Origin of the sequence: Vreelandella azerica, from assembly GCF_013112225.1 — a bacterium.
Lineage (GTDB): Bacteria > Pseudomonadota > Gammaproteobacteria > Pseudomonadales > Halomonadaceae > Vreelandella > Vreelandella azerica.
Window position 1 is genome coordinate 84,080 of sequence record NZ_JABFHI010000004.1, and the last position, 19,043, is coordinate 103,122.

Genomic DNA, 19,043 nt, shown 5'->3' on the forward strand with positions numbered 1-19,043 from the left:
CCTGCTTTCGCTTTTGCGCGTGTGATGCGTCTCTGCGTATCCGACTGGCTTATTCAGCCATCGTTATCACTGCCACCAGACCCCTTGGGTGTTATAGGGTCAAGCCTCACGGGCCATTAGTACACGTTAGCTCAACGCCTTGCAGCGCTTCCACACCGTGCCTATCAACCAGCTGGTCTCGCTGGGCCCTTCAGGAGGCTCTAGGCCTCAGGGATGTCTCATCTTGAAGGGGGCTTCCCGCTTAGATGCTTTCAGCGGTTATCCCGTCCGCACTTAGCTACCCGGCAATGCCACTGGCGTGACAACCGGAACACCAGAGGTGCGTCCACTCCGGTCCTCTCGTACTAGGAGCAGCCCTTCTCAAACATCCTACGCCCACGGCAGATAGGGACCGAACTGTCTCACGACGTTCTAAACCCAGCTCGCGTACCACTTTAAATGGCGAACAGCCATACCCTTGGGACCGACTTCAGCCCCAGGATGTGATGAGCCGACATCGAGGTGCCAAACACCGCCGTCGATGTGAACTCTTGGGCGGTATCAGCCTGTTATCCCCGGAGTACCTTTTATCCGTTGAGCGATGGCCCTTCCATACAGAACCACCGGATCACTAGAACCTGCTTTCGCACCTGCTCGACGTGTCTGTCTCGCAGTCAAGCACCCTTATGCTCTTGCACTCATTGCACGATGTCCGACCGTGCTGAGGGTACCTTCGTGCTCCTCCGTTACGCTTTGGGAGGAGACCGCCCCAGTCAAACTACCCACCACACACTGTCCTCGATCCGGATAACGGACCTGAGTGAGAACGCCAATGATGCCAGGCTGGTATTTCAAGGGTGGCTCCGCTCGAACTGGCGTCCGAGGTTCAAAGCCTCCCAGCTATCCTACACAGGCAACATCAGCGTCCAGTGTGAAGCTATAGTAAAGGTTCACGGGGTCTTTCCGTCTAGCCGCGGGTACACCGCATCTTCACGGCGATTTCAATTTCACTGAGTCTCGGGTGGAGACAGCGTGGCCATCATTACGCCATTCGTGCAGGTCGGAACTTACCCGACAAGGAATTTCGCTACCTTAGGACCGTTATAGTTACGGCCGCCGTTTACCGGGGCTTCGATCAAGAGCTTCTCCGAAGATAACACCATCACTTAACCTTCCGGCACCGGGCAGGCGTCACACCCTATACGTCGTCTTACGACTTGGCAGAGTGCTGTGTTTTTACTAAACAGTTGCAGCCACCTGGTATCTTCGACCGGTTCGGGCTTGGAGAGCAAGTCTCGTCACCCTACGCCGGCGTGCCTTCTCCCGAAGTTACGGCACCATTTTGCCTAGTTCCTTCACCCGAGTTCTCTCAAGCGCCTTGGGATTCTCACCCTGACCACCTGTGTCGGTTTGGGGTACGGTCGCACATGATCTGAAGCTTAGAGGCTTTTCCTGGAAGCGTGGCATCGATGACTTCCTGACCGTGGTCAGTTCGTTTCGCATCTCGGCTTTAAGCGCCCGGATTTACCTGAGCGCTCGGCCTACTTGCTTTCACCAGGACAACCAACGCCTGGCTCACCTAGCCTTCTCCGTCCCCCATCGCAATCATGTCCGGTACGGGAATATTGACCCGTTTCCCATCGACTACGCCTTTCGGCCTCGCCTTAGGGGCCGACTCACTCTGCTCCGATTAGCGTCGAACAGAAACCCTTGGTCTTCCGGCGAGGGCGTTTTTCACGCCCTTTATCGTTACTCATGTCAGCATTCGCACTCGTGATACCTCCAGCGAACTTCTCAATTCACCTTCATTGGCTTACACGACGCTCCTCTACCGCTCACACCTAAGTGTGAACCCGTAGCTTCGGTACCTGATTTAGCCCCGTTACATCTTCCGCGCAGGCCGACTCGACTAGTGAGCTATTACGCTTTCTTTAAAGGATGGCTGCTTCTAAGCCAACCTCCTAGCTGTCTGAGCCTTCCCACATCGTTTCCCACTTAATCAGGATTTCGGGACCTTAGCTGACGGTCTGGGTTGTTTCCCTTTTCACAACGGACGTTAGCACCCGCTGTGTGTCTCCCACGCGTCACTCACCGGTATTCGGAGTTTGCCTCGGGTTGGTAAGTCGGGATGACCCCCTAGCCGAAACAGTGCTCTACCCCGGTGGTGCTGCATGAGGCGCTACCTAAATAGCTTTCGAGGAGAACCAGCTATCTCCGAGCTTGATTAGCCTTTCACTCCGATCCACAAGTCATCCAAATCTTTTTCAACAGATCCTGGTTCGGGCCTCCAATTGATGTTACTCAATCTTCACCCTGCTCATGGATAGATCGCTCGGTTTCGGGTCTATATCCTGCGACTGGTGCGCCCAGTTAAGACTCGCTTTCGCTACGGCTCCCTAATCGGTTAACCTCGCCACAGAATATAAGTCGCTGACCCATTATACAAAAGGTACGCCGTCACGGAACAAGTCCGCTCCGACTGCTTGTACGCACACGGTTTCAGGGTCTATTTCACTCCCCTCTCCGGGGTTCTTTTCGCCTTTCCCTCACGGTACTGGTTCACTATCGGTCAGCCAGGAGTATTTAGCCTTGGAGGATGGTCCCCCCGTCTTCAGTCAAGGTTTCTCGTGCCCCGACCTACTCGATTTCACAGGATCAGATTTTCGACTACGGGGCTATCACCCGCTATGGCCGCGCTTCCCAGCGCATTCGTCTAATCAGTCACCTGCTTAAGGGCTGGTCCCCGTTCGCTCGCCGCTACTAGGGGAATCTCGGTTGATTTCTTTTCCTCAGGGTACTTAGATGTTTCAGTTCCCCTGGTTCGCTTCCTGTCACCTATGTATTCAGTGCAGGATACTCATCTTGTGATGAGTGGGTTTCCCCATTCAGAGATGCCCGGGTCACAGGTTGTTTGCCACCTCGCCGAGCCTTATCGCAGGCTTCCACGTCTTTCATCGCCTCTGGCTGCCTAGGCATCCACCGTGTGCGCTTCATTGCTTGACCCTATAACCCGAAGGAGTCTGGGGTTCGCAATGATAACGATTGCCGGATACGCTTGAGACGTATCACATAACAATTTACTACGTACAAACCTCTCAGAGTGTTGTTAGTCACACAGAATGTGATTAACCACCCTCTTAAGAAGGTTTTTATCAGCTTGATATATTATTAAAGAGCGACTGTTCGATGAACAGTGATAAGACAACGCATTAATAACGTTTTGACTTATCAATGGTCACAAAACATAAACAAACGGTTGTTAACATAATAAATAATGGTGGAGCCAAGCGGGCGATGCGACGTTTCGCTCGAACCGCTGACCCTAACAAGGTCAGTTCCACATCCATAATAATGGTGGAGCCAAGCGGGATCGAACCGCTGACCTCCTGCGTGCAAGGCAGGCGCTCTCCCAGCTGAGCTATGGCCCCATTATTTTGCTAACTTAGCCTCTTGCCATCAATTTCTGTGAAACAAGGCAAAATGCGACGACGTATAGCCTGCTATACGAGGGGCATTTAACGCAGTATCGCAGGAATTTGGTGGGTCTGGGCAGACTTGAACTGCCGACCTCACCCTTATCAGGGGTGCGCTCTAACCAACTGAGCTACAGACCCAAGAGGAAATCATGCTTAAACCGTTTGCTCTATTATCTGATCAGGTAATTCATTGTGAGCGCTTACCGCGAGGGATGATGCATCGTTTAAGGAGGTGATCCAGCCGCAGGTTCCCCTACGGCTACCTTGTTACGACTTCACCCCAGTCATGAACCACACCGTGGTGATCGCCCTCTTGCGTTAGGCTAACCACTTCTGGTGCAGTCCACTCCCATGGTGTGACGGGCGGTGTGTACAAGGCCCGGGAACGTATTCACCGTGACATTCTGATTCACGATTACTAGCGATTCCGACTTCACGGAGTCGAGTTGCAGACTCCGATCCGGACTGAGACCGGCTTTAAGGGATTCGCTGACTCTCGCGAGTTCGCAGCCCTTTGTACCGGCCATTGTAGCACGTGTGTAGCCCTACTCGTAAGGGCCATGATGACTTGACGTCGTCCCCACCTTCCTCCGGTTTGTCACCGGCAGTCTCCTTAGAGTTCCCACCATTACGTGCTGGCAAATAAGGACAAGGGTTGCGCTCGTTACGGGACTTAACCCAACATTTCACAACACGAGCTGACGACAGCCATGCAGCACCTGTCTCTGCGTTCCCGAAGGCACCCAGTGATCTCTCACCGATTCGCAGGATGTCAAGAGTAGGTAAGGTTCTTCGCGTTGCATCGAATTAAACCACATGCTCCACCGCTTGTGCGGGCCCCCGTCAATTCATTTGAGTTTTAACCTTGCGGCCGTACTCCCCAGGCGGTCGACTTATCGCGTTAACTTCGCCACAAAGTGCGCTAGGCACCCAACGGCTGGTCGACATCGTTTACGGCGTGGACTACCAGGGTATCTAATCCTGTTTGCTACCCACGCTTTCGCACCTCAGTGTCAGTGTCAGTCCAGAAGGCCGCCTTCGCCACTGGTATTCCTCCCGATCTCTACGCATTTCACCGCTACACCGGGAATTCTACCTTCCTCTCCTGCACTCTAGCCTGACAGTTCCGGATGCCGTTCCCAGGTTGAGCCCGGGGCTTTCACAACCGGCTTATCAAGCCACCTACGCGCGCTTTACGCCCAGTAATTCCGATTAACGCTTGCACCCTCCGTATTACCGCGGCTGCTGGCACGGAGTTAGCCGGTGCTTCTTCTGCGAGTGATGTCTTTCCTGGCGGGTATTAACCGCCAGGCGTTCTTCCTCGCTGAAAGTGCTTTACAACCCGAGGGCCTTCTTCACACACGCGGCATGGCTGGATCAGGCTTGCGCCCATTGTCCAATATTCCCCACTGCTGCCTCCCGTAGGAGTTCGGGCCGTGTCTCAGTCCCGATGTGGCTGATCATCCTCTCAGACCAGCTACGGATCGTCGCCTTGGTGAGCCATTACCTCACCAACCAGCTAATCCGGCATAGGCTCATCCGATAGCGGGAGCCAAAGCCCCCTTTCTCCCGTAGGACGTATGCGGTATTAGCCTGAGTTTCCCCAGGTTATCCCCCACTATCGGGTAAATTCCTATGCGTTACTCACCCGTCCGCCGCTCGTCAGCATCTAGCAAGCTAGATCTGTTACCGCTCGACTTGCATGTGTTAGGCCTGCCGCCAGCGTTCAATCTGAGCCATGATCAAACTCTTCAGTTTAAAATCATTGTGATGCTTACCTGTCACCCGAAGGTAACAAAAGCGCATCAAACTTGGCTCAAGGTTCAAACGAATTCATTCAATACACAATCAAAGGCCGAAGCTCAAGATTGTCTTGCTGAGTCGCTTGCCTTGATATTTGGTGATTTATCACCCTCATCGGCAAGCGCCCACATGAATTACCTGATCAAATTTTTAAAGAGCTTGAACCACATGACTGCTGCCGTTCAATGGATGCGTATCCTACCAGTTTTTTTGCTAGGGTCAACCCTTTTTTGAGCGCTTTAGCGACAGGCAACCATGCATAAAAATTGGCTAATATATTGCTGACTACTTACGATGAATCAAGGCATCGATAAGGCGAAAAATAGTCAAACCAGTCAATAGCAAAGCAAAAACAAGAGGCATCGAATAGTCAGCACGGGTAAGCTCCCATACATGGTAGACGCCGAGACCTGCAGAGATGTAAATAAGGCGATGCAACCAGTGCCAGGCTGTCCAACCCATTTTTTGCGGCACCCACTTGAATGATGTCAAAGCCAAGGGCACCAGCAGTAGCAGCGCCAAAATGCCATAGCGAACATAATGAAGCGCCCACATATCATGCCAGATCCATCGCCAATCCCAGTATTGATCCCACCCGAGCCAGGTCAGCATATGGGCTACTAACCAGAAGAAAGCCCACAGACCCATTTGTCGTCGTGCGATCATGATCCCGTGCCAACCGGTTAGCCTGAATGCGGGGCTAAAGGCTATAGTAACGAATAATAAAATCAGCCCCGTTCTACCGGTGAAGTGCACAGCAGCCTCAGCAGGGTTAGCGCCCAAGCCGTCTTGCAACCATAGACCTGTCAAAATGGCACCGGGCGTCACCCCCATACAAAGAACAAGACAACGAAATAGTAAAACCCTGGATGAATCAATCATCATTAAAAGGCGTTTCTCCGCTTGTTTGAGGATGAGCTCAGTAATGTTTTTGAAGATCCATACCGGAGTAAAGCTGAGCTACTTCATCAGCATAGCCATTAAACATCAAGGTTTGCCTACGCCCTCCTTCTCCAATGCGCCTTTCGCGCGCCTGTGACCAGCGAGGATGATCAACATTAGGGTTCACGTTGGCATAGAAACCGTACTCTTCAGGATTCTGGGCTACCCAGGAAGTGGTTGGCTTCTCCTCTAAAGCGCGAATTGCCACTACGGACTTAATGCTCTTAAAGCCATACTTCCAAGGCACTACCAAACGCATAGGAGCACCATTCTGATTGGGCATTTTTTCGCCATACATACCTACCGCTATCATCGTCAATGGGTGCATAGCTTCATCAATTCGCAATGCCTCACGATAGGGCCATTCAATAATTGAGCTGCGCTGGCCGCGCAAGTTATCAGGATCAAGAACGGACTCAAACTCAATGTAGTTCGCCCGCGATGTTAAGCCATAGTGGTTGAGCAAATCAGCTAACGGAAAGCCCAACCAGGGAATGACCATTGACCATGTTTCCACACAGCGCAGGCGGTAGATTCTCTCTTCAAGCGTGTAGCGGCTGAGTATATCTTCAAAATTCACCTCTGCCGTTTTTTCAAACTCTCCTTGTATGCTGACACGCCACGGGTCTGTTTGTAGCTTGTGAGCATAAACTTCAGGGTCGCTTTTGCGCACCCCAAACTCATAGAAATTATTGTAAGTCGTTACGTCTTTTATCGCAGTAATGGACTCCCCGTCAGCGAAATTTTTTCACTAACACTTTGCTTCACCTTGTCAGCAAAGGTTTGCTGCCAAGCGCCTGCTCGTTCAGATAACAACATGCCTGGTGCAAAGCTCAAGGCCGCCCCCAAAGTGGCGCTTTGGCGAAGGAAACGGCGACGATTTTCGAAAACATGTTTTGGGGTAATTTCAGATGCCGCCACTGCTGGGTAACGATAGCGCTTCATAAACACCTTCTAAAGTAGCAAAAAAACCTTCAACAAGCATCCTTTACGACAAACATCACTAATAAATAAAAAGTTAAATAAAGTACACACCTCAAACATACTATAAAAATATACGCAATTACTGATCTGGCTCAATATTTGGCTTTTTCCGACTAGTTTACTAGGTTGAATTTCAATAACAATTAAACCTTACTGTAGACTAAGACTAGCCAAAATAGTTAAACAGCTCTCGAATGAGAGTGGTTGATGCAAGGGGAGATCCACATGAAGAAATTATTACCCGCAATGATCGCAGCCGCCGCTATGATTCCTAGCAGCATGGTGGCTGCAGAAGACCTACAAAACTATAAAGATCGCTTTGAAGCGCTGCCTCATCTACCGCCCATACCGGCAGATAATTCCATGACACCGGCAAAAATAGAATTGGGCAACATGCTGTTTTTGAACCGCGAATTTCGTCTAGCGGCGTCATCAGCTGTGCTACCTGCCATAACCCTGCTCTGGGCTGGGCTGATAGAATACCAAGAGCGACTGGGCACGACGGTCAAGTAGGCGAACGAAACACGCCTACCGTTCTCAACAGCGCCTTCCTCGGCTCTCAGTTTTGGGACGGGCGTGAACCTGACCTGGAAGGACAAGCGCTTGGCCCAATAGAAGCTGATGTTGAAATGGCCATGGATCTGGATGTCGCCCTAGAGCGGTTGACCGAGTTCGAGATTTATCGCAACAAGTTTGCTGAAGCCTTCCCAGAAGATGAAAATCCGATCAATGCCGATAATTTGGCATATTCGATTGCAGCATTTGAACGCACACTGAATACACCCAACTCACCTTTTGATCGCTACTTAAGTGGCGATGAAAACGCTATCAGCGAGCAAGCCAAAGATGGCATGGTGGCCTTTGTCGACAATGGATGCATCGCATGCCATCGTGGCCCCGCCCTCACAGATAGTCAATTCCACGCCATTCAGGTACCTGGCTCCAAGGATCTCGGGCGCTATACGGTGACCGGCGAAGAAAGTGACAAATACCGCTTCAGAACTCCCACTTTGCGTAATGTTGCGGTCACCTACCCCTACATGAACAACGGCGCAACTGAAACACTTGAAGAAGCCGTTGCTGTTATGGGCAAAGAAATGTTGGGACGTGAATTTGAGGAACAAACCATCAACGACATTACTGCCTTCTTGAACACACTGACAGGTGAGATGCCAGAATTTGAGATTCCAGCACTGCCCTGATCATTAGGTTTAACCTGAAATGTTATAAAACTGCTAGCGGTTCGCCGCTAGCAGTTTGTCGTTCAGGGCCGACTCGCGACAACCAATGAGATCATATATAAGGTGTAAGCAACAAACATCAAGAGCAGAAAACCGCCTTCCCAGCGATTAATACGGCGCGTGCGCCCACGCCAGGAGAATGCGAACACCATCATCACCACTGTCATCACCACCATGACCAACCAGTCTCGAGTCAATACCTCACTGCCCGTCTCAATCGGCGCAATCACACCCGCGAGCCCCACAACTCCCAAGGTATTGAATAGGTTCGAACCCACCACATTGCCAAGCACCATTTCATGATCTTTGCGACGTAGCGCACTGATTGAGGACGCAAGTTCAGGAAGAGAGGTGCCAATTGCCACCACTGTCAGCCCAATAATCAGCTCGCTCACCCCAAACGCGACGGCGATATCAACAGCTCCCCATACCAATAAACGCGAACTGATGATTAACAGCGTCAGCCCAACCAGTGTCCACATCAGCGCTTTGCCGCGAGACATGGACTGGTTTTCCAATGTGGCCGACACTTCTTCAACAAATGCATCATCCTGGCTGCTACGGGAATAAACAATACTGATGGTTATCAGCAACACCAGCGCTGCGAGCAGGAATACCGCTTCCCAACGGGATATCCATCCATCCAGCAACATCCAACCCGTCAACAGGGTAACCGCAAGCAATACCGGCATTTCTCTACGTACAACACCAGAATCAACAGCCAGGGGAGACAACAAAGCAACAACACCCAGCACCAGCCCGATATTAACTATATTGGAACCATACGCATTACCGACTGCCAAACCTGGGCTACCTTGAATCGCAGCTAACACTGAAACCATCATTTCAGGCGCTGATGTACCAAAACCGATGACCAACATCCCGATTAACAGCGGGGATAGACCCAGCCAACGCGACGTGGCGGCAGCGCCATCAATAAACTTTTCCGCGCTCCAGATAAGCAGAACGAGTCCAACAAGCACAGCCAGCAAAGGCATTAACATTGGATTTCCTTTATTCATTCACGGTATGCACAATGGCTGCAGCATCCTTGGTTAGACCTGTAAAATAGTCAAGCACTATGTCGCTTGTCTCTTTAACAATGCACTAGCAACAACGCACTAGCGCTTAACATCAGCTTATTCACAAGGCCGTCATATGAAAATACAGCAACGCTCCTCGATGACGCGCCCTGAGCTGGCCAAAGCTCGCTTTAGAAAGCTGGCAGCCACGGCCTCCTATGCCGACCTTTCACCGCCTGAAACCAGAACCCAACGCAGACGCTTAAGAGCGTGCCAGGAATGCGATTGGGTGTCCGCCCCCCCCCTTTGAAGTCAGGTGAAAAAGCCTGTTGTCCGCGCTGTGAACATACGCTGGTCAAACGTCATCGTTATCCGGCTCAACGCAGTATGGCACTGGCTATTTCAGCGCTGGTGGCCCTTTTGCTGGCCGTGTCATTTCCGTTTGTGCGCTTTAGTGTCAGTGGCATCGGCAATGAAATTGAACTGACCCAGACAGCCACCACCCTGATTGGCTTTCATCAACCCGTTGTCGCTATTGCGGTCATCATGAGCATTGTTATTTTGCCAGCGCTCTATCTTATCGGCTTGATATGGCTGCAGTTCAGCTTGCTGATTGATCGTAAGTTACCCTTCAGCAGAGACGTGGCACGTTCCTTAACTCACTTAACTCCCTGGCTGATGGCAGACGTTTTTATTGTCGGCGCACTGGTCAGCCTGATAAAGATTGCCGGTATTGCGCAAATCACCTTAGGGGCTTCTTTCTGGGCCTTCTGCGCGTTTGCCGTGCTATTGCTGTTTACCATCCAGTCGGTAGATGCCGACTGGATGTGGTTTTCTCTTGAAGACGGTGAGCCTCTGGCGCCAAAAGGCACTCAGACAGGTACAACGGCTGCCAGCCAGGGCGTGATAGGATGCGCCACCTGTGGGTTGATCAACCGCCCGGACGTGGATACTCGAAAACCTCGCTGCAAGCGCTGTCACGAACGCCTGCATTCGCGTTATCCACACAGTTTACAGCGCACCTGGGCACTTCTGGCAGCGGCCATGGTCATGTATATTCCCGCTAATCTTTACCCCATCATGACCACCACTAGCCTGGGCAACGAATCGCCCTCAACCATCATAGGAGGTGTTGTCGAGCTAATTCAGATGGGGTCATGGCCAATTGCACTGGTGATTTTTGTTGCCAGCGTCATTGTCCCTGTTGGCAAGTTGGTGGCTTTGGTCTGGCTGTGTCTGGTAGTGAGCCGCAGTAGCGAGCTGAACGCCCACAATCGCACCGTCATCTACCGGGTAACCGAGTTTATCGGCCGCTGGTCAATGGTGGATGTGTTTGTCGTCGCCATACTGGTCGCATTGATTCGCGCGGGTTCATTAATGTCGATCACGCCAGGCCCTGCCGCACTGGCCTTTGGAGGCGTGGTAGTCTTGACCATGCTGGCCGCCATGATGTTTGACCCGCGCCTGATCTGGGACACTCCTTTACCGCGTAGGCGTCGCCGCACACACGTCAACCAGGAACCTGTTGATGGATAATGAAACACGTAAAGAGCAACACGAAGAAGAAGCATTACATCGCGCTAAAGCTTCACCCCAAGCAAGGCTTTCACCTATATGGATTATTCCTCTGGTCGCCATTGCGATCGGTATATGGCTGGTCTATGACAACTACACCAGCCGCGGCATTCTTGTCACGCTGACCATGGATAACGCCGACGGCATTGAGGCAGGCAGCACCTTGATCAGAAGCCGTAGCGTTGAAGTTGGACGCGTCGAAAGTGTCCAGCTATCGGATGATTTATCCCATGCGGTCATCTCCGCACGGATCAATCAGGAAGCCCAGGAAATGCTCAATGAAGGAAGCCGTTTCTGGGTTGTAAAACCGCGTATTGGCAGAGAGGGCATCAGTGGATTGGGCACTGTACTGTCAGGCGCTTACATTCAGCTTGAACCCGGTAATTCAGAAGCATTTCAGGATGAGTTTAGCGTCAGCGATGTACCGCCTGTTGCCCCTGCAGGCATCTCCGGCCTACAGCTAAAGCTGGTCAGCCAATTGGGCAATTCCCTGCGCCCAGGAGACCCCGTTTCCTATCAGGGTTTTACCGTGGGGCGCGTGGATGAGGTACGTTTCAATCCGGAAGAGCGTACCATGCATCACACCATCTTCATTGAAGACCCTTACTCTAACCTGGTGACAACGGGCACCCGTTTCTGGACGGCCAGCGGTGTCGATTTTCGCCTTGATGCTGACGGCGTACGCCTGAACCTGGAGTCGCTGGAAGCCTTGCTCGGCGGCGGTGTGACCTTTGGTGTGCCAGAAGATATGCCCATGGGCCAAGCGGTTGAGTCCGACACCCGCTTTGATCTTTTTGCCGATGAAGACAGCGCCCGCCAGGGTACTTTTAAGCATTACCTGGAATATGTCCTTCTGGTCGATGACACCGTTCGCGGATTAAAAAAATCAGCCCCTGTCGAGTTTCGAGGCGTCAGGGTAGGTACAGTAACTGCGGTGCCCTGGAATTTTACGGCATCACAGCCGGAATCACGCACAAGTTTTGCCATCCCGGTATTGATCAGAATCGAGCCTCAACGGCTGGGCATCGAAGGTAGCGATATTGACCTTGACGATTGGGAAGAACGCTTCGAGCGGATGTTTTCGATGGGGTTACGCGCCTCACTGAAAAGCGGCAACCTGCTGACTGGCGCTCTGTTTGTTGACTTAAACTTCCAGCGTGATCTGGCTGGTGATTATACTCAGGAAACATTTTCCGAGCGCCGCGTGTTTCCCACCGTAGCCGGCGAGTTCGCTCAAATCCAGGCCCAGATTACGGCTTTGCTCGACAAGCTGAACGAGCTTGAAGTGGAACCCTTACTAGCCGGACTGGATCGCAACCTGCAAGCCTCAGAGGCGGTGTTAAATGAGACGCAGTTGCTGGTCAGTGAAACTCGCGATGTATCCAGTTCCATCAACCAGGTGCTGAATGATCCTGAAACACGGGCGATGGGCAGCAATATCAATGCCACGCTGGAGGAGCTGCGTAACACCATGCAAGGTATCTCGCCGTCTTCACCTGCCTATGAGGAATTAATCTCTACCACGCAGCGTATCGATCGCCTGTTACGTGACCTGCAGCCGTTGACGAAAACCTTGAATGAAAACCCGCGCGCCCTGCTGTTTGATAACCTGGATACCACAGACCCTGTTCCACGGGCACCGCAATAAGTAAGGAGACTGAATATGGCAAGGCGTTTTGGTTTGTTCACAGCGATGCTGTTAATGGCACCTATGCTGGTGGCCTGTGCCAGCAGCGTCACACCACCAGCGCGCTATCTGCTCCCTACCGTGTCAGCGCCTGGCGTTCCGGCAACACCGGTGGTTGATATTCAGGTGGAAGTGCCCCGCCTGGCGCATTATCTGGATGTCGAGGGCATCGTGCTACAGCTTGATGATATCGAAATGCGCGAGGCCCGTGAGCATCAATGGGGGATACGCTGGATCGCCAACTGGAGCGTAACCTGAGAGGCGAATTGGCACAGGCGTTACCGGCATCGCGATTGTCGCGTGCCAACAACACCCCGGGCGACGCCCTCTCCATACGCCTGGATGTTGATGAATTTCAGGGCCGCTATGACGGCTATGCCGTCGTCAGCGGCCAATGGCAGTTACGCGACGCCGATAACCAGCTGCTGCACCTGGGCATTTTTAATCAAAGCGCAGCCTTGAGTGATGACGGCTACCCGGCACTCGTCAGAGCGCTGGGCCAGGCCTGGAGTAATGTAGCCGACGAAATCGCCCAGACGCTGCAAAACAAAGGCTATGCCCGTTAGCCGCTGGTACACTTATACACTTAACTGTCACAATTAGCCTGGCAATATCTCATCAGTGTCGCACCATGGAAAGATGAGGACATTGCCATTATTTATTTCATATGCCGTTTTATTTATTCAGGAGTCACTCGATGGCGTCATCGCAATTAATGGCAGAATACCGCCGCTGGCTGACCTTTCAACGCCAGGAACAACTGAGTCGTGAGCATCAAGGAATCGTGCAACGCCTTGAAGACGCCCGAGTATCAGCCCCCAAGGTCGTACAGGCCTACCGCAGCATGGCTGAAAAAGCCGCCAAGGAAGGCGCCTGTTACCGCACCTTGTTTCTACGCACCACAGCAGATCAGCCGTCGCTGGTATGCGAAGGCTGGTTGTTTGTGCGCCGCATGCTAAGTGAGGGACAGCAAACACGCATCCGCGCAACACTGTTGGAAACCTTCACACTTGAAGATGGCATTATTCCTCTGGGTGATAAACCTGCTAGAAAAATCACCCTGGAAATCTACGACCATTTGGATATCAACAAAGGAATGCACACATCAGCCAGAGTTGATGCTCTGGAATCATCACAGGATACCCAGTTTCTGACATTGCTGGATGCCGTGCGCGGCGATTTACGTCCACACATGAAATAAGTCTAGCAATGACGAGACGTCACCCTTTTATTTTTCTCATCCTGATGGTGGTCGTCGGGCTTAACTTACGCCCAGCGCTTTCATCCGTTGCGCCACTGCTGACCCGATTACAGGAAACGGCGGGGCTTACGCCGACAGCCGCTGGTTTACTAACAACGCTCCCCGTGCTGTTTCTCGGCCTGTCGGCCCCACTGGCTCCCCAGCTCGCCAGGGCAGTCGGCAGTGAACGCGCCTTGAGCATTGCCCTGTTCATGCTCACTGCGGGGCTCATCTGGCGCGGCCTACCTTTTGGCGGAGCGCTATTTATCGGGTCAGCCATGGCAGGCTCGGCAATTGGCCTGGGCGGCACCTTACTACCAGCACTGGTCAAACGCGAAGTACCAGGCAGCGCGGACCTGGTAACCGGCCTATATACCATGGCGCTGTGTATGGGTGGTGCCATTGGCGCTGGCCTCAGCGTTCCGCTGACCGCCTGGCTAGGCAGTTGGCAAGCTAGCCTGATGAGTTGGTCACTGCTAGCCGTTTTCGCGCTCCTGCTCTGGCATTTTGCCTTTCCTCACCCCAAGGCCGCTGATATCACACCGCTTCACGCCAGCGGTTTGTCCAAGATGCTCAAGCAGCGGCTGACCTGGCAGATCATGCTATTTATGGGGCTGCAATCTTCCATGGCTTATGTGGTGTTTGGCTGGCTGCCCTCACTGCTTGTCGATCGAGGTTACAGCGAAGCAGGCGCCGGTTGGACCATGGCGATTTCAATCATGTGCCAGCTTTTTGCAGCACTGGCAGCTCCATGGCTCGCGCGCCTTGGGCGCGACCAGCGACCCGCCCTGATCATCGTTCAGATTATCACTGCTAGCGGATTATGGATCTTGTTGATTGGCCCGCTCAGCTGGAAATGGCCAGGCGCAGCGTTGCTGGGCATAGGCCAAGGTGGCAGTTTCAGCCTTGCCCTGAGCCTTCTGGTCTTGAGAACAGCCAATTCGCGCCTGGCTGGCCAACTATCAGGATTGGTGCAAGGGGGTGGTTATACGCTGGCATCCCTGGGTCCTTTTATCGTGGGCTGGCAATTACAGTCAGGTGCCAGTACGACCTTTATCGGCTGGTTTCTGATTGGGGTGATCGCCCTTTGTTCCTGCTTTGCCCTGTTTGCCGGGCTCAACCGGCGCCTGGATGATGACAGCGGGCAATTAGTGGTTCATCGTTACTGAATCATTCTCTTTCCATCGTTGCCCACTGGATGATGTTTGCCGTCTGAATAGCACTGGAGTTACGCAATGAGCACCCTTTCCCTTACTGCCTGCGACCCGGAACAACAACGGGTGCTGATTATTTACACGGGTGGCACTATCGGCATGCAAGCCTCATCCGCAGGCCTAACCACTCGTGGCGACATAGCAACAAGAATTGCCCAGGCACTTTCCACCCTGTCCATCAAAGAGCGCCAGCAGTTGCCGGAGTATGATGTACTCAGCTATTCCACACTGATTGATTCAAGTGCTGCCACGCCATTGAACTGGCAGCAACTCGCGGCCGATATTCACGCCAACCTTAACCGCTATGCTGGCTTTATTATCCTGCATGGTACCGACACCTTGAGCTGGACGGCTTCAAGTCTTGCCTACCAGCTTCAGGGGCTGGATCGTCCGGTTATTCTGACAGGCGCCATGCAGCCTCTTGACGTTGCCAACAGCGATGCACTGGAAAATATCGTAGGCGCTTTACGCTTTGCAACCCAGCCAGACCTGCAGGAAGTCACCGTCTACTTTGCTGGCCGCTTGTTACGCGGGGTGCGCAGCACCAAGCAGCACACAGAAGCCGCTGATGCCTTTATCACACCCAACTATCCGCAGCTCGGCGCACGGGTAGGCGATGACTGTGTTTATTACAAAGCGCGCGGGCTTGCCTATCAGCAACAAGGAGCACCGCGCTTTGAATTGCCTGATTACGCTCCACTGGCTAATGGAGAAGTTGCCCGGATTACCTGCTGGCCGGGCATGGCTGCCTGGCAGCTGGAAAGCTGGCTGGCCGATTCGCGGGTAAAGGGCGCGCTGATACAGCTTTGGGGGGCTGGCAACCTGGGAGACAGTCCTGCCCTGCTGGAGGTACTGGCCAGCGCCAGCGGTGAAGGAAAGTTATTGGCTGCCACCAGCCAGTGCCCATCAGGCAGTATTCATCTCGGCGCTTATGCGGCAGGTCACGGCGTGTTTGAAGCAGGGGTGTTATCAGGCACGGATATGACAGCGGAAGCCGCTTATACCAAGCTGGTTCACCTCTTGGCTCAACCACTGTCAGACAAGCAGCGCCGGACGCTTTTTGTGACCTCTCTGATTGGAGAGCGTTAGGCCGGTAGACGTTTACATTCAAGATGGCCAAGGCAGTGGCAAAGCTGATCTATTAAGCTATCTTAGTAAAAGACCTTTATCACCACCCTTCAAAACAGATAGGTTAATGAAACAGATGGGGTAATACTGTCATCCATGCATAATGACCTGTGATAACACAACCCGCTAGCAGAAGACTTGGAGAGCCGCAATGGAAAAACCCGTGCATCATTTCAGCGAACTGTTTGAACAACTCGGTCTGGCAAACGATGCTGAGTCAATCGAGCGCTTTATTGAACATCACTCCCCCTGGCAGACGATATGCCACTAGCGGATGCCCCGTGCTGGAACGAAGGGCAGGCCGAGTTTTTGCGTGAAGCGGTTGACGAAGATGCCGACTGGGCAGAAGTTGTTGACCACCTTGATGCTTCCATGCATAAAACGGGCTGAAAAACTCACTCAGCTGCTTTCAGCTTGGCTTCAACCCGCTCAAGTATCTGGCGGCTGACCTTACCGACCAAGGGAGTCGCCGCTTTGTTGACGGCTCTCTCCATCAAGCGGTTACGAATCTCATAGGTCAAGGTCAGCGAAACTTCGGTACCTTCTGGCACAGCGCGTAACTGATAACGGCCATAATTTTTGACCCCATCCACCGACTCCCAGGCCAGTACTTCTGGTGCTCGGGATTCAGTCACCTCTACATCAAACGTCCAGTCCACCCCCACTGCCCGCACATGCCAGCGATAACGCTCGCCGCCCAAGGGTTCAATACGCTTGATAAGGTCTGAGTAATCAGCGAAGTCTTCTACCTGGCACAGCACGCTGAACACCTTTTCAGGCGGAGCGGCTATGATTTCGCTGTGTCGGATAGTAGCCATGGGAAGTTTCCGTGTTGATCAAATATGCAGGATGACCGATAAAATCTCGGTTCAACCCTTGGGTAAATCACGCATCAGCAGCGCGAACTCAATGCGTTCTGGCGCAATGGCATCGCCAGGCACCGGGATACGTACCACATGGCCTGACCCTGGGGCAGCGTTAACAGATTCGCCGCGTCGATTTTCAATATGCTCAAGCGTAAGGCGTCGATTGCCCCCGGCAGCATCAATTCCATACCGTCACCAACCTCAAAGCGGTTCTTGACCTCAATCTCAACCACTCCCCGCTCGGGGTAATATGCCGTTACTTCGCCCACAAACTGTTGGTGCACGCCTATTGAATTACCCTGCTGGTAGTTCTGATACTCATCATGCACATGACGGCGATAAAAACCTTCGGTATAACCGCGATTGGCCAGATTATCCAGTTCATCCATCAATCGCATATCAAAAGGACGACCAGCCACTGCATCGTCAATGGCACGCCGATAGACCTGAGCCGTGCGCGCAACGTAATAGTGTGACTTGGTACGGCCTTCAATCTTCAGCGATGTCACTCCCATACGCGCCAACTCAGGCACATGCTGCACCGCACGCAAATCCTTGGAGTTCATGATATAGGTGCCATGCTCATCCTCAAACACCGGCATTAGCTCCCCGGACGGGTGCGGTCTTCAATCAGTGCCGAAAGCTCGTCCTGCCCCTCAACACCTCCCGCTGTCGCCGTTGACTCAGCGCTACCACTGGCGGCTGCAATCAGGCCATTCTCGTCTGGCGACCACACCCCTGCTGAATGAGCGCGTGCAGAATTGGCTGGCACCAGATCGCCGGTTTCATCCTGAGCCGCCGCGACCGTGTTATATTTCCAGCGGCAGGCGTTTGTACAGGTACCCTGGTTGGGGTCGCGATGGTTAAAATAACCGGATAGCAGACAACGTCCTGAATAGGCAATGCATAGGGCGCCATGCACAAAAGTCTCAATTTCCAGATCAGGGCACTCAGCACGAATTTCGCCAATTTCAGCCAGCGACAATTCACGCGACAGTATGATGCGGCTAATGCCCTGCTGCTGCCAGAACCTGGCCGCCGCCCAGTTAACCACGTTAGACTGTACCGAAAGATGGATAACCTGTTCAGGCCAACGCTCGCGGATCATCATGATCAAGCCAGGATCCGACATGATCAACGCATCCGGTCCTGCCTCTATCACCGGCTGCATATCACGCAGATAGGTTTTCAGCTTACTGTTATGCGGCGCAATATTGGACGCCACATAAAACTGTTTGCCGCGCTCATGGGCGTAGGCAATGCCCTTGTGCAGATTATCGACCTTGAAATCGTTATTGCGCACTCTCAATGAGTAGCGCGGTTGCCCCGCATAGACAGCGTCAGCGCCATAAGCAAACGCATAGCGCATATTCTTGAAAGTACCTGCTGGGGACAGCAATTCCGGAGCATTCATTAACAGAACCTACTTCTTTAAACAAAACAATTATAGTGACCTGACCGACGACTGAAACTCTATGATATTACAGATAAAAGCTAACTCTCTTAGAACTGGCCCTGGTAGCACTGGCGCTGGTAGAACTAACACCAATTTTCCCAAGCTGATAAAGACTGACCAACCGGATGTAACGGATATCAACTCCCTGTCTGGCGAAGGTCACGATAACTGCCGCCCAGGCTGCGGCGCCTGTTGCATTGCGCCCTCCATCAGCAGCCCGATTCCCGGAATGCCACACGGCAAACCCGCTGGCGTTCGCTGTCAGCAACTTGATCAGAATAACCTGTGTCGGCTGTTTGGCGACAGCCGACGACCTGACGTTTGTCGCCAGTTTACCTTTGACCGCGCTTTGTGCGGCACCTCACGCCAGCAGGCTCTCGACAACCTGACATGGCTGGAAGGCCACACACTCAGCCCCTCAAAAACGTAA

At 52.7% G+C, this 19,043-nt stretch carries 14 protein-coding genes, 2 tRNA genes, 2 rRNA genes and 3 pseudogenes; 11 read left to right on the forward strand and 10 right to left on the reverse strand.

Annotated features, from left to right (window positions below; genetic code table 11):
* Positions 1 to 95: 95 nt before the first annotated feature.
* From HLB35_RS10500 to HLB35_RS17290, 7 genes are all read right to left on the reverse strand, one after another.
* Positions 96 to 2,982: ribosomal RNA gene (locus HLB35_RS10500) — 23S ribosomal RNA — on the reverse strand.
* 349 nt (positions 2,983 to 3,331) lie between these two features.
* Positions 3,332 to 3,407: transfer RNA gene (locus HLB35_RS10505), tRNA-Ala, on the reverse strand.
* Positions 3,408 to 3,516: 109 nt separating this feature from the next.
* A tRNA-Ile gene (locus HLB35_RS10510) sits at positions 3,517 to 3,593 on the reverse strand.
* A gap of 87 nt (positions 3,594 to 3,680) precedes the next feature.
* Positions 3,681 to 5,213: ribosomal RNA gene (locus HLB35_RS10515) — 16S ribosomal RNA — on the reverse strand.
* The 16S and 23S rRNA genes sit together here with 2 tRNA genes alongside, the layout of an rRNA operon.
* Positions 5,214 to 5,543: 330 nt before the next feature.
* Entirely contained in the window at positions 5,544 to 6,143 is a 600-nt protein-coding gene (locus HLB35_RS10520) for a protein-methionine-sulfoxide reductase heme-binding subunit MsrQ (protein ID WP_171702547.1), read from the reverse strand.
* Positions 6,144 to 6,177: 34 nt separating this feature from the next.
* Positions 6,178 to 6,924, reverse strand: coding sequence for a protein-methionine-sulfoxide reductase catalytic subunit MsrP (gene msrP / locus HLB35_RS10525; RefSeq protein WP_171702773.1), 747 nt, complete (start codon positions 6,922 to 6,924; stop codon positions 6,178 to 6,180).
* Positions 6,912 to 7,145 carry a twin-arginine translocation signal domain-containing protein gene (locus tag HLB35_RS17290; protein ID WP_171702548.1) on the reverse strand — a complete coding sequence of 78 codons (234 nt, stop codon included), beginning with the start codon at positions 7,143 to 7,145 and terminating at the stop codon, positions 6,912 to 6,914. The genes msrP and HLB35_RS17290 overlap by 13 nt, the downstream gene beginning before the upstream one ends.
* A gap of 264 nt (positions 7,146 to 7,409) precedes the next feature.
* Between HLB35_RS17290 and HLB35_RS17295 the strand changes: the two genes are divergently transcribed.
* Complete coding sequence (locus tag HLB35_RS17295) at positions 7,410 to 7,697, forward strand: hypothetical protein (RefSeq protein WP_235937134.1); 288 nt, start codon at positions 7,410 to 7,412, stop codon at positions 7,695 to 7,697.
* The gene (locus HLB35_RS18415; protein ID WP_328731753.1) at positions 7,616 to 8,386 is read left to right on the forward strand and encodes a cytochrome-c peroxidase; all 771 of its coding nucleotides are present in this window, start codon (positions 7,616 to 7,618) and stop codon (positions 8,384 to 8,386) included. Before HLB35_RS17295 ends, HLB35_RS18415 begins: the two co-directional genes overlap by 82 nt.
* 62 nt (positions 8,387 to 8,448) lie before the next feature.
* Here the strand turns inward: HLB35_RS18415 and HLB35_RS10540 are convergent, their stop codons facing one another.
* Positions 8,449 to 9,429: a calcium/sodium antiporter gene (locus tag HLB35_RS10540; protein ID WP_171702549.1), complete on the reverse strand. Its 981-nt coding sequence runs from the start codon at positions 9,427 to 9,429 to the stop codon at positions 8,449 to 8,451.
* A 178-nt stretch (positions 9,430 to 9,607) separates the two neighbouring features.
* Here HLB35_RS10540 and HLB35_RS10545 point away from each other — a divergent pair.
* The 8 genes and pseudogenes from HLB35_RS10545 to HLB35_RS10575 all read left to right on the forward strand — a co-directional run bounded on the left by HLB35_RS10545 (position 9,608) and on the right by HLB35_RS10575 (position 16,681).
* Positions 9,608 to 10,983, forward strand: a pseudogene (locus HLB35_RS10545) (PqiA/YebS family transporter subunit).
* Complete coding sequence (gene pqiB, locus HLB35_RS10550) at positions 10,976 to 12,670, forward strand: intermembrane transport protein PqiB (protein WP_171702550.1); 1,695 nt, start codon at positions 10,976 to 10,978, stop codon at positions 12,668 to 12,670. The pseudogene HLB35_RS10545 and the gene pqiB overlap by 8 nt, the downstream one beginning before the upstream one ends.
* Before the next feature lie 15 nt (positions 12,671 to 12,685).
* Entirely contained in the window at positions 12,686 to 12,967 is a 282-nt protein-coding gene (locus HLB35_RS18420; RefSeq protein ID WP_328731583.1) for a hypothetical protein, read from the forward strand.
* Entirely contained in the window at positions 12,928 to 13,275 is a 348-nt protein-coding gene (locus HLB35_RS18425) for a PqiC family protein (protein WP_328731585.1), read from the forward strand. Before HLB35_RS18420 ends, HLB35_RS18425 begins: the two co-directional genes overlap by 40 nt.
* A 131-nt stretch (positions 13,276 to 13,406) precedes the next feature.
* Positions 13,407 to 13,910, forward strand: a complete 504-nt coding sequence (locus HLB35_RS10560; RefSeq protein WP_171702551.1) for a hypothetical protein — start codon at positions 13,407 to 13,409, stop codon at positions 13,908 to 13,910.
* 8 nt (positions 13,911 to 13,918) lie between these two features.
* Complete coding sequence (locus HLB35_RS10565; RefSeq protein ID WP_235937135.1) at positions 13,919 to 15,118, forward strand: MFS transporter; 1,200 nt, start codon at positions 13,919 to 13,921, stop codon at positions 15,116 to 15,118.
* Positions 15,119 to 15,184: 66 nt separating this feature from the next.
* Positions 15,185 to 16,252 carry an asparaginase gene (locus HLB35_RS10570; protein ID WP_171702552.1) on the forward strand — a complete coding sequence of 356 codons (1,068 nt, stop codon included), beginning with the start codon at positions 15,185 to 15,187 and terminating at the stop codon, positions 16,250 to 16,252.
* A gap of 190 nt (positions 16,253 to 16,442) precedes the next feature.
* Positions 16,443 to 16,681, forward strand: a pseudogene (locus HLB35_RS10575) (DUF2789 domain-containing protein).
* A gap of 5 nt (positions 16,682 to 16,686) precedes the next feature.
* On the opposite strand, the gene HLB35_RS10580 reads toward HLB35_RS10575, so the two are convergent.
* Both HLB35_RS10580 and trhP read right to left on the reverse strand, forming a co-directional pair.
* Positions 16,687 to 17,109, reverse strand: a complete 423-nt coding sequence (locus tag HLB35_RS10580; RefSeq protein ID WP_171702553.1) for an SRPBCC family protein — start codon at positions 17,107 to 17,109, stop codon at positions 16,687 to 16,689.
* A gap of 51 nt (positions 17,110 to 17,160) precedes the next feature.
* Positions 17,161 to 18,571, reverse strand: a pseudogene (trhP, locus tag HLB35_RS10585) (prephenate-dependent tRNA uridine(34) hydroxylase TrhP).
* A gap of 178 nt (positions 18,572 to 18,749) precedes the next feature.
* Between trhP and HLB35_RS10590 the strand changes: the two are divergent.
* Positions 18,750 to 19,043 (forward strand): YkgJ family cysteine cluster protein, encoded by a 294-nt coding sequence (locus HLB35_RS10590; RefSeq protein ID WP_328731754.1) that lies wholly within the window; start codon positions 18,750 to 18,752, stop codon positions 19,041 to 19,043.

Excerpts from the sequence above, each read along its gene's own strand:
- HLB35_RS10520 (WP_171702547.1), bottom strand. The coding sequence starts at position 6,143 with ATGATGATTGATTCATCCAGGGTTTTACTATTTCGTTGTCTTGTTCTT.
- HLB35_RS17290 (WP_171702548.1), bottom strand. The coding sequence starts at position 7,145 with ATGAAGCGCTATCGTTACCCAGCAGTGGCGGCATCTGAAATTACCCCA.
- HLB35_RS17295 (WP_235937134.1), top strand. The coding sequence starts at position 7,410 with ATGAAGAAATTATTACCCGCAATGATCGCAGCCGCCGCTATGATTCCT.
- HLB35_RS10540 (WP_171702549.1), bottom strand. The coding sequence starts at position 9,429 with ATGTTAATGCCTTTGCTGGCTGTGCTTGTTGGACTCGTTCTGCTTATC.
- pqiB (WP_171702550.1), top strand. The coding sequence starts at position 10,976 with ATGGATAATGAAACACGTAAAGAGCAACACGAAGAAGAAGCATTACAT.
- HLB35_RS18420 (WP_328731583.1), top strand. The coding sequence starts at position 12,686 with ATGGCAAGGCGTTTTGGTTTGTTCACAGCGATGCTGTTAATGGCACCT.
- HLB35_RS18425 (WP_328731585.1), top strand. The coding sequence starts at position 12,928 with ATGGGGGATACGCTGGATCGCCAACTGGAGCGTAACCTGAGAGGCGAA.
- HLB35_RS10560 (WP_171702551.1), top strand. The coding sequence starts at position 13,407 with ATGGCGTCATCGCAATTAATGGCAGAATACCGCCGCTGGCTGACCTTT.
- HLB35_RS10565 (WP_235937135.1), top strand. The coding sequence starts at position 13,919 with ATGACGAGACGTCACCCTTTTATTTTTCTCATCCTGATGGTGGTCGTC.
- HLB35_RS10570 (WP_171702552.1), top strand. The coding sequence starts at position 15,185 with ATGAGCACCCTTTCCCTTACTGCCTGCGACCCGGAACAACAACGGGTG.
- HLB35_RS10580 (WP_171702553.1), bottom strand. The coding sequence starts at position 17,109 with ATGGCTACTATCCGACACAGCGAAATCATAGCCGCTCCGCCTGAAAAG.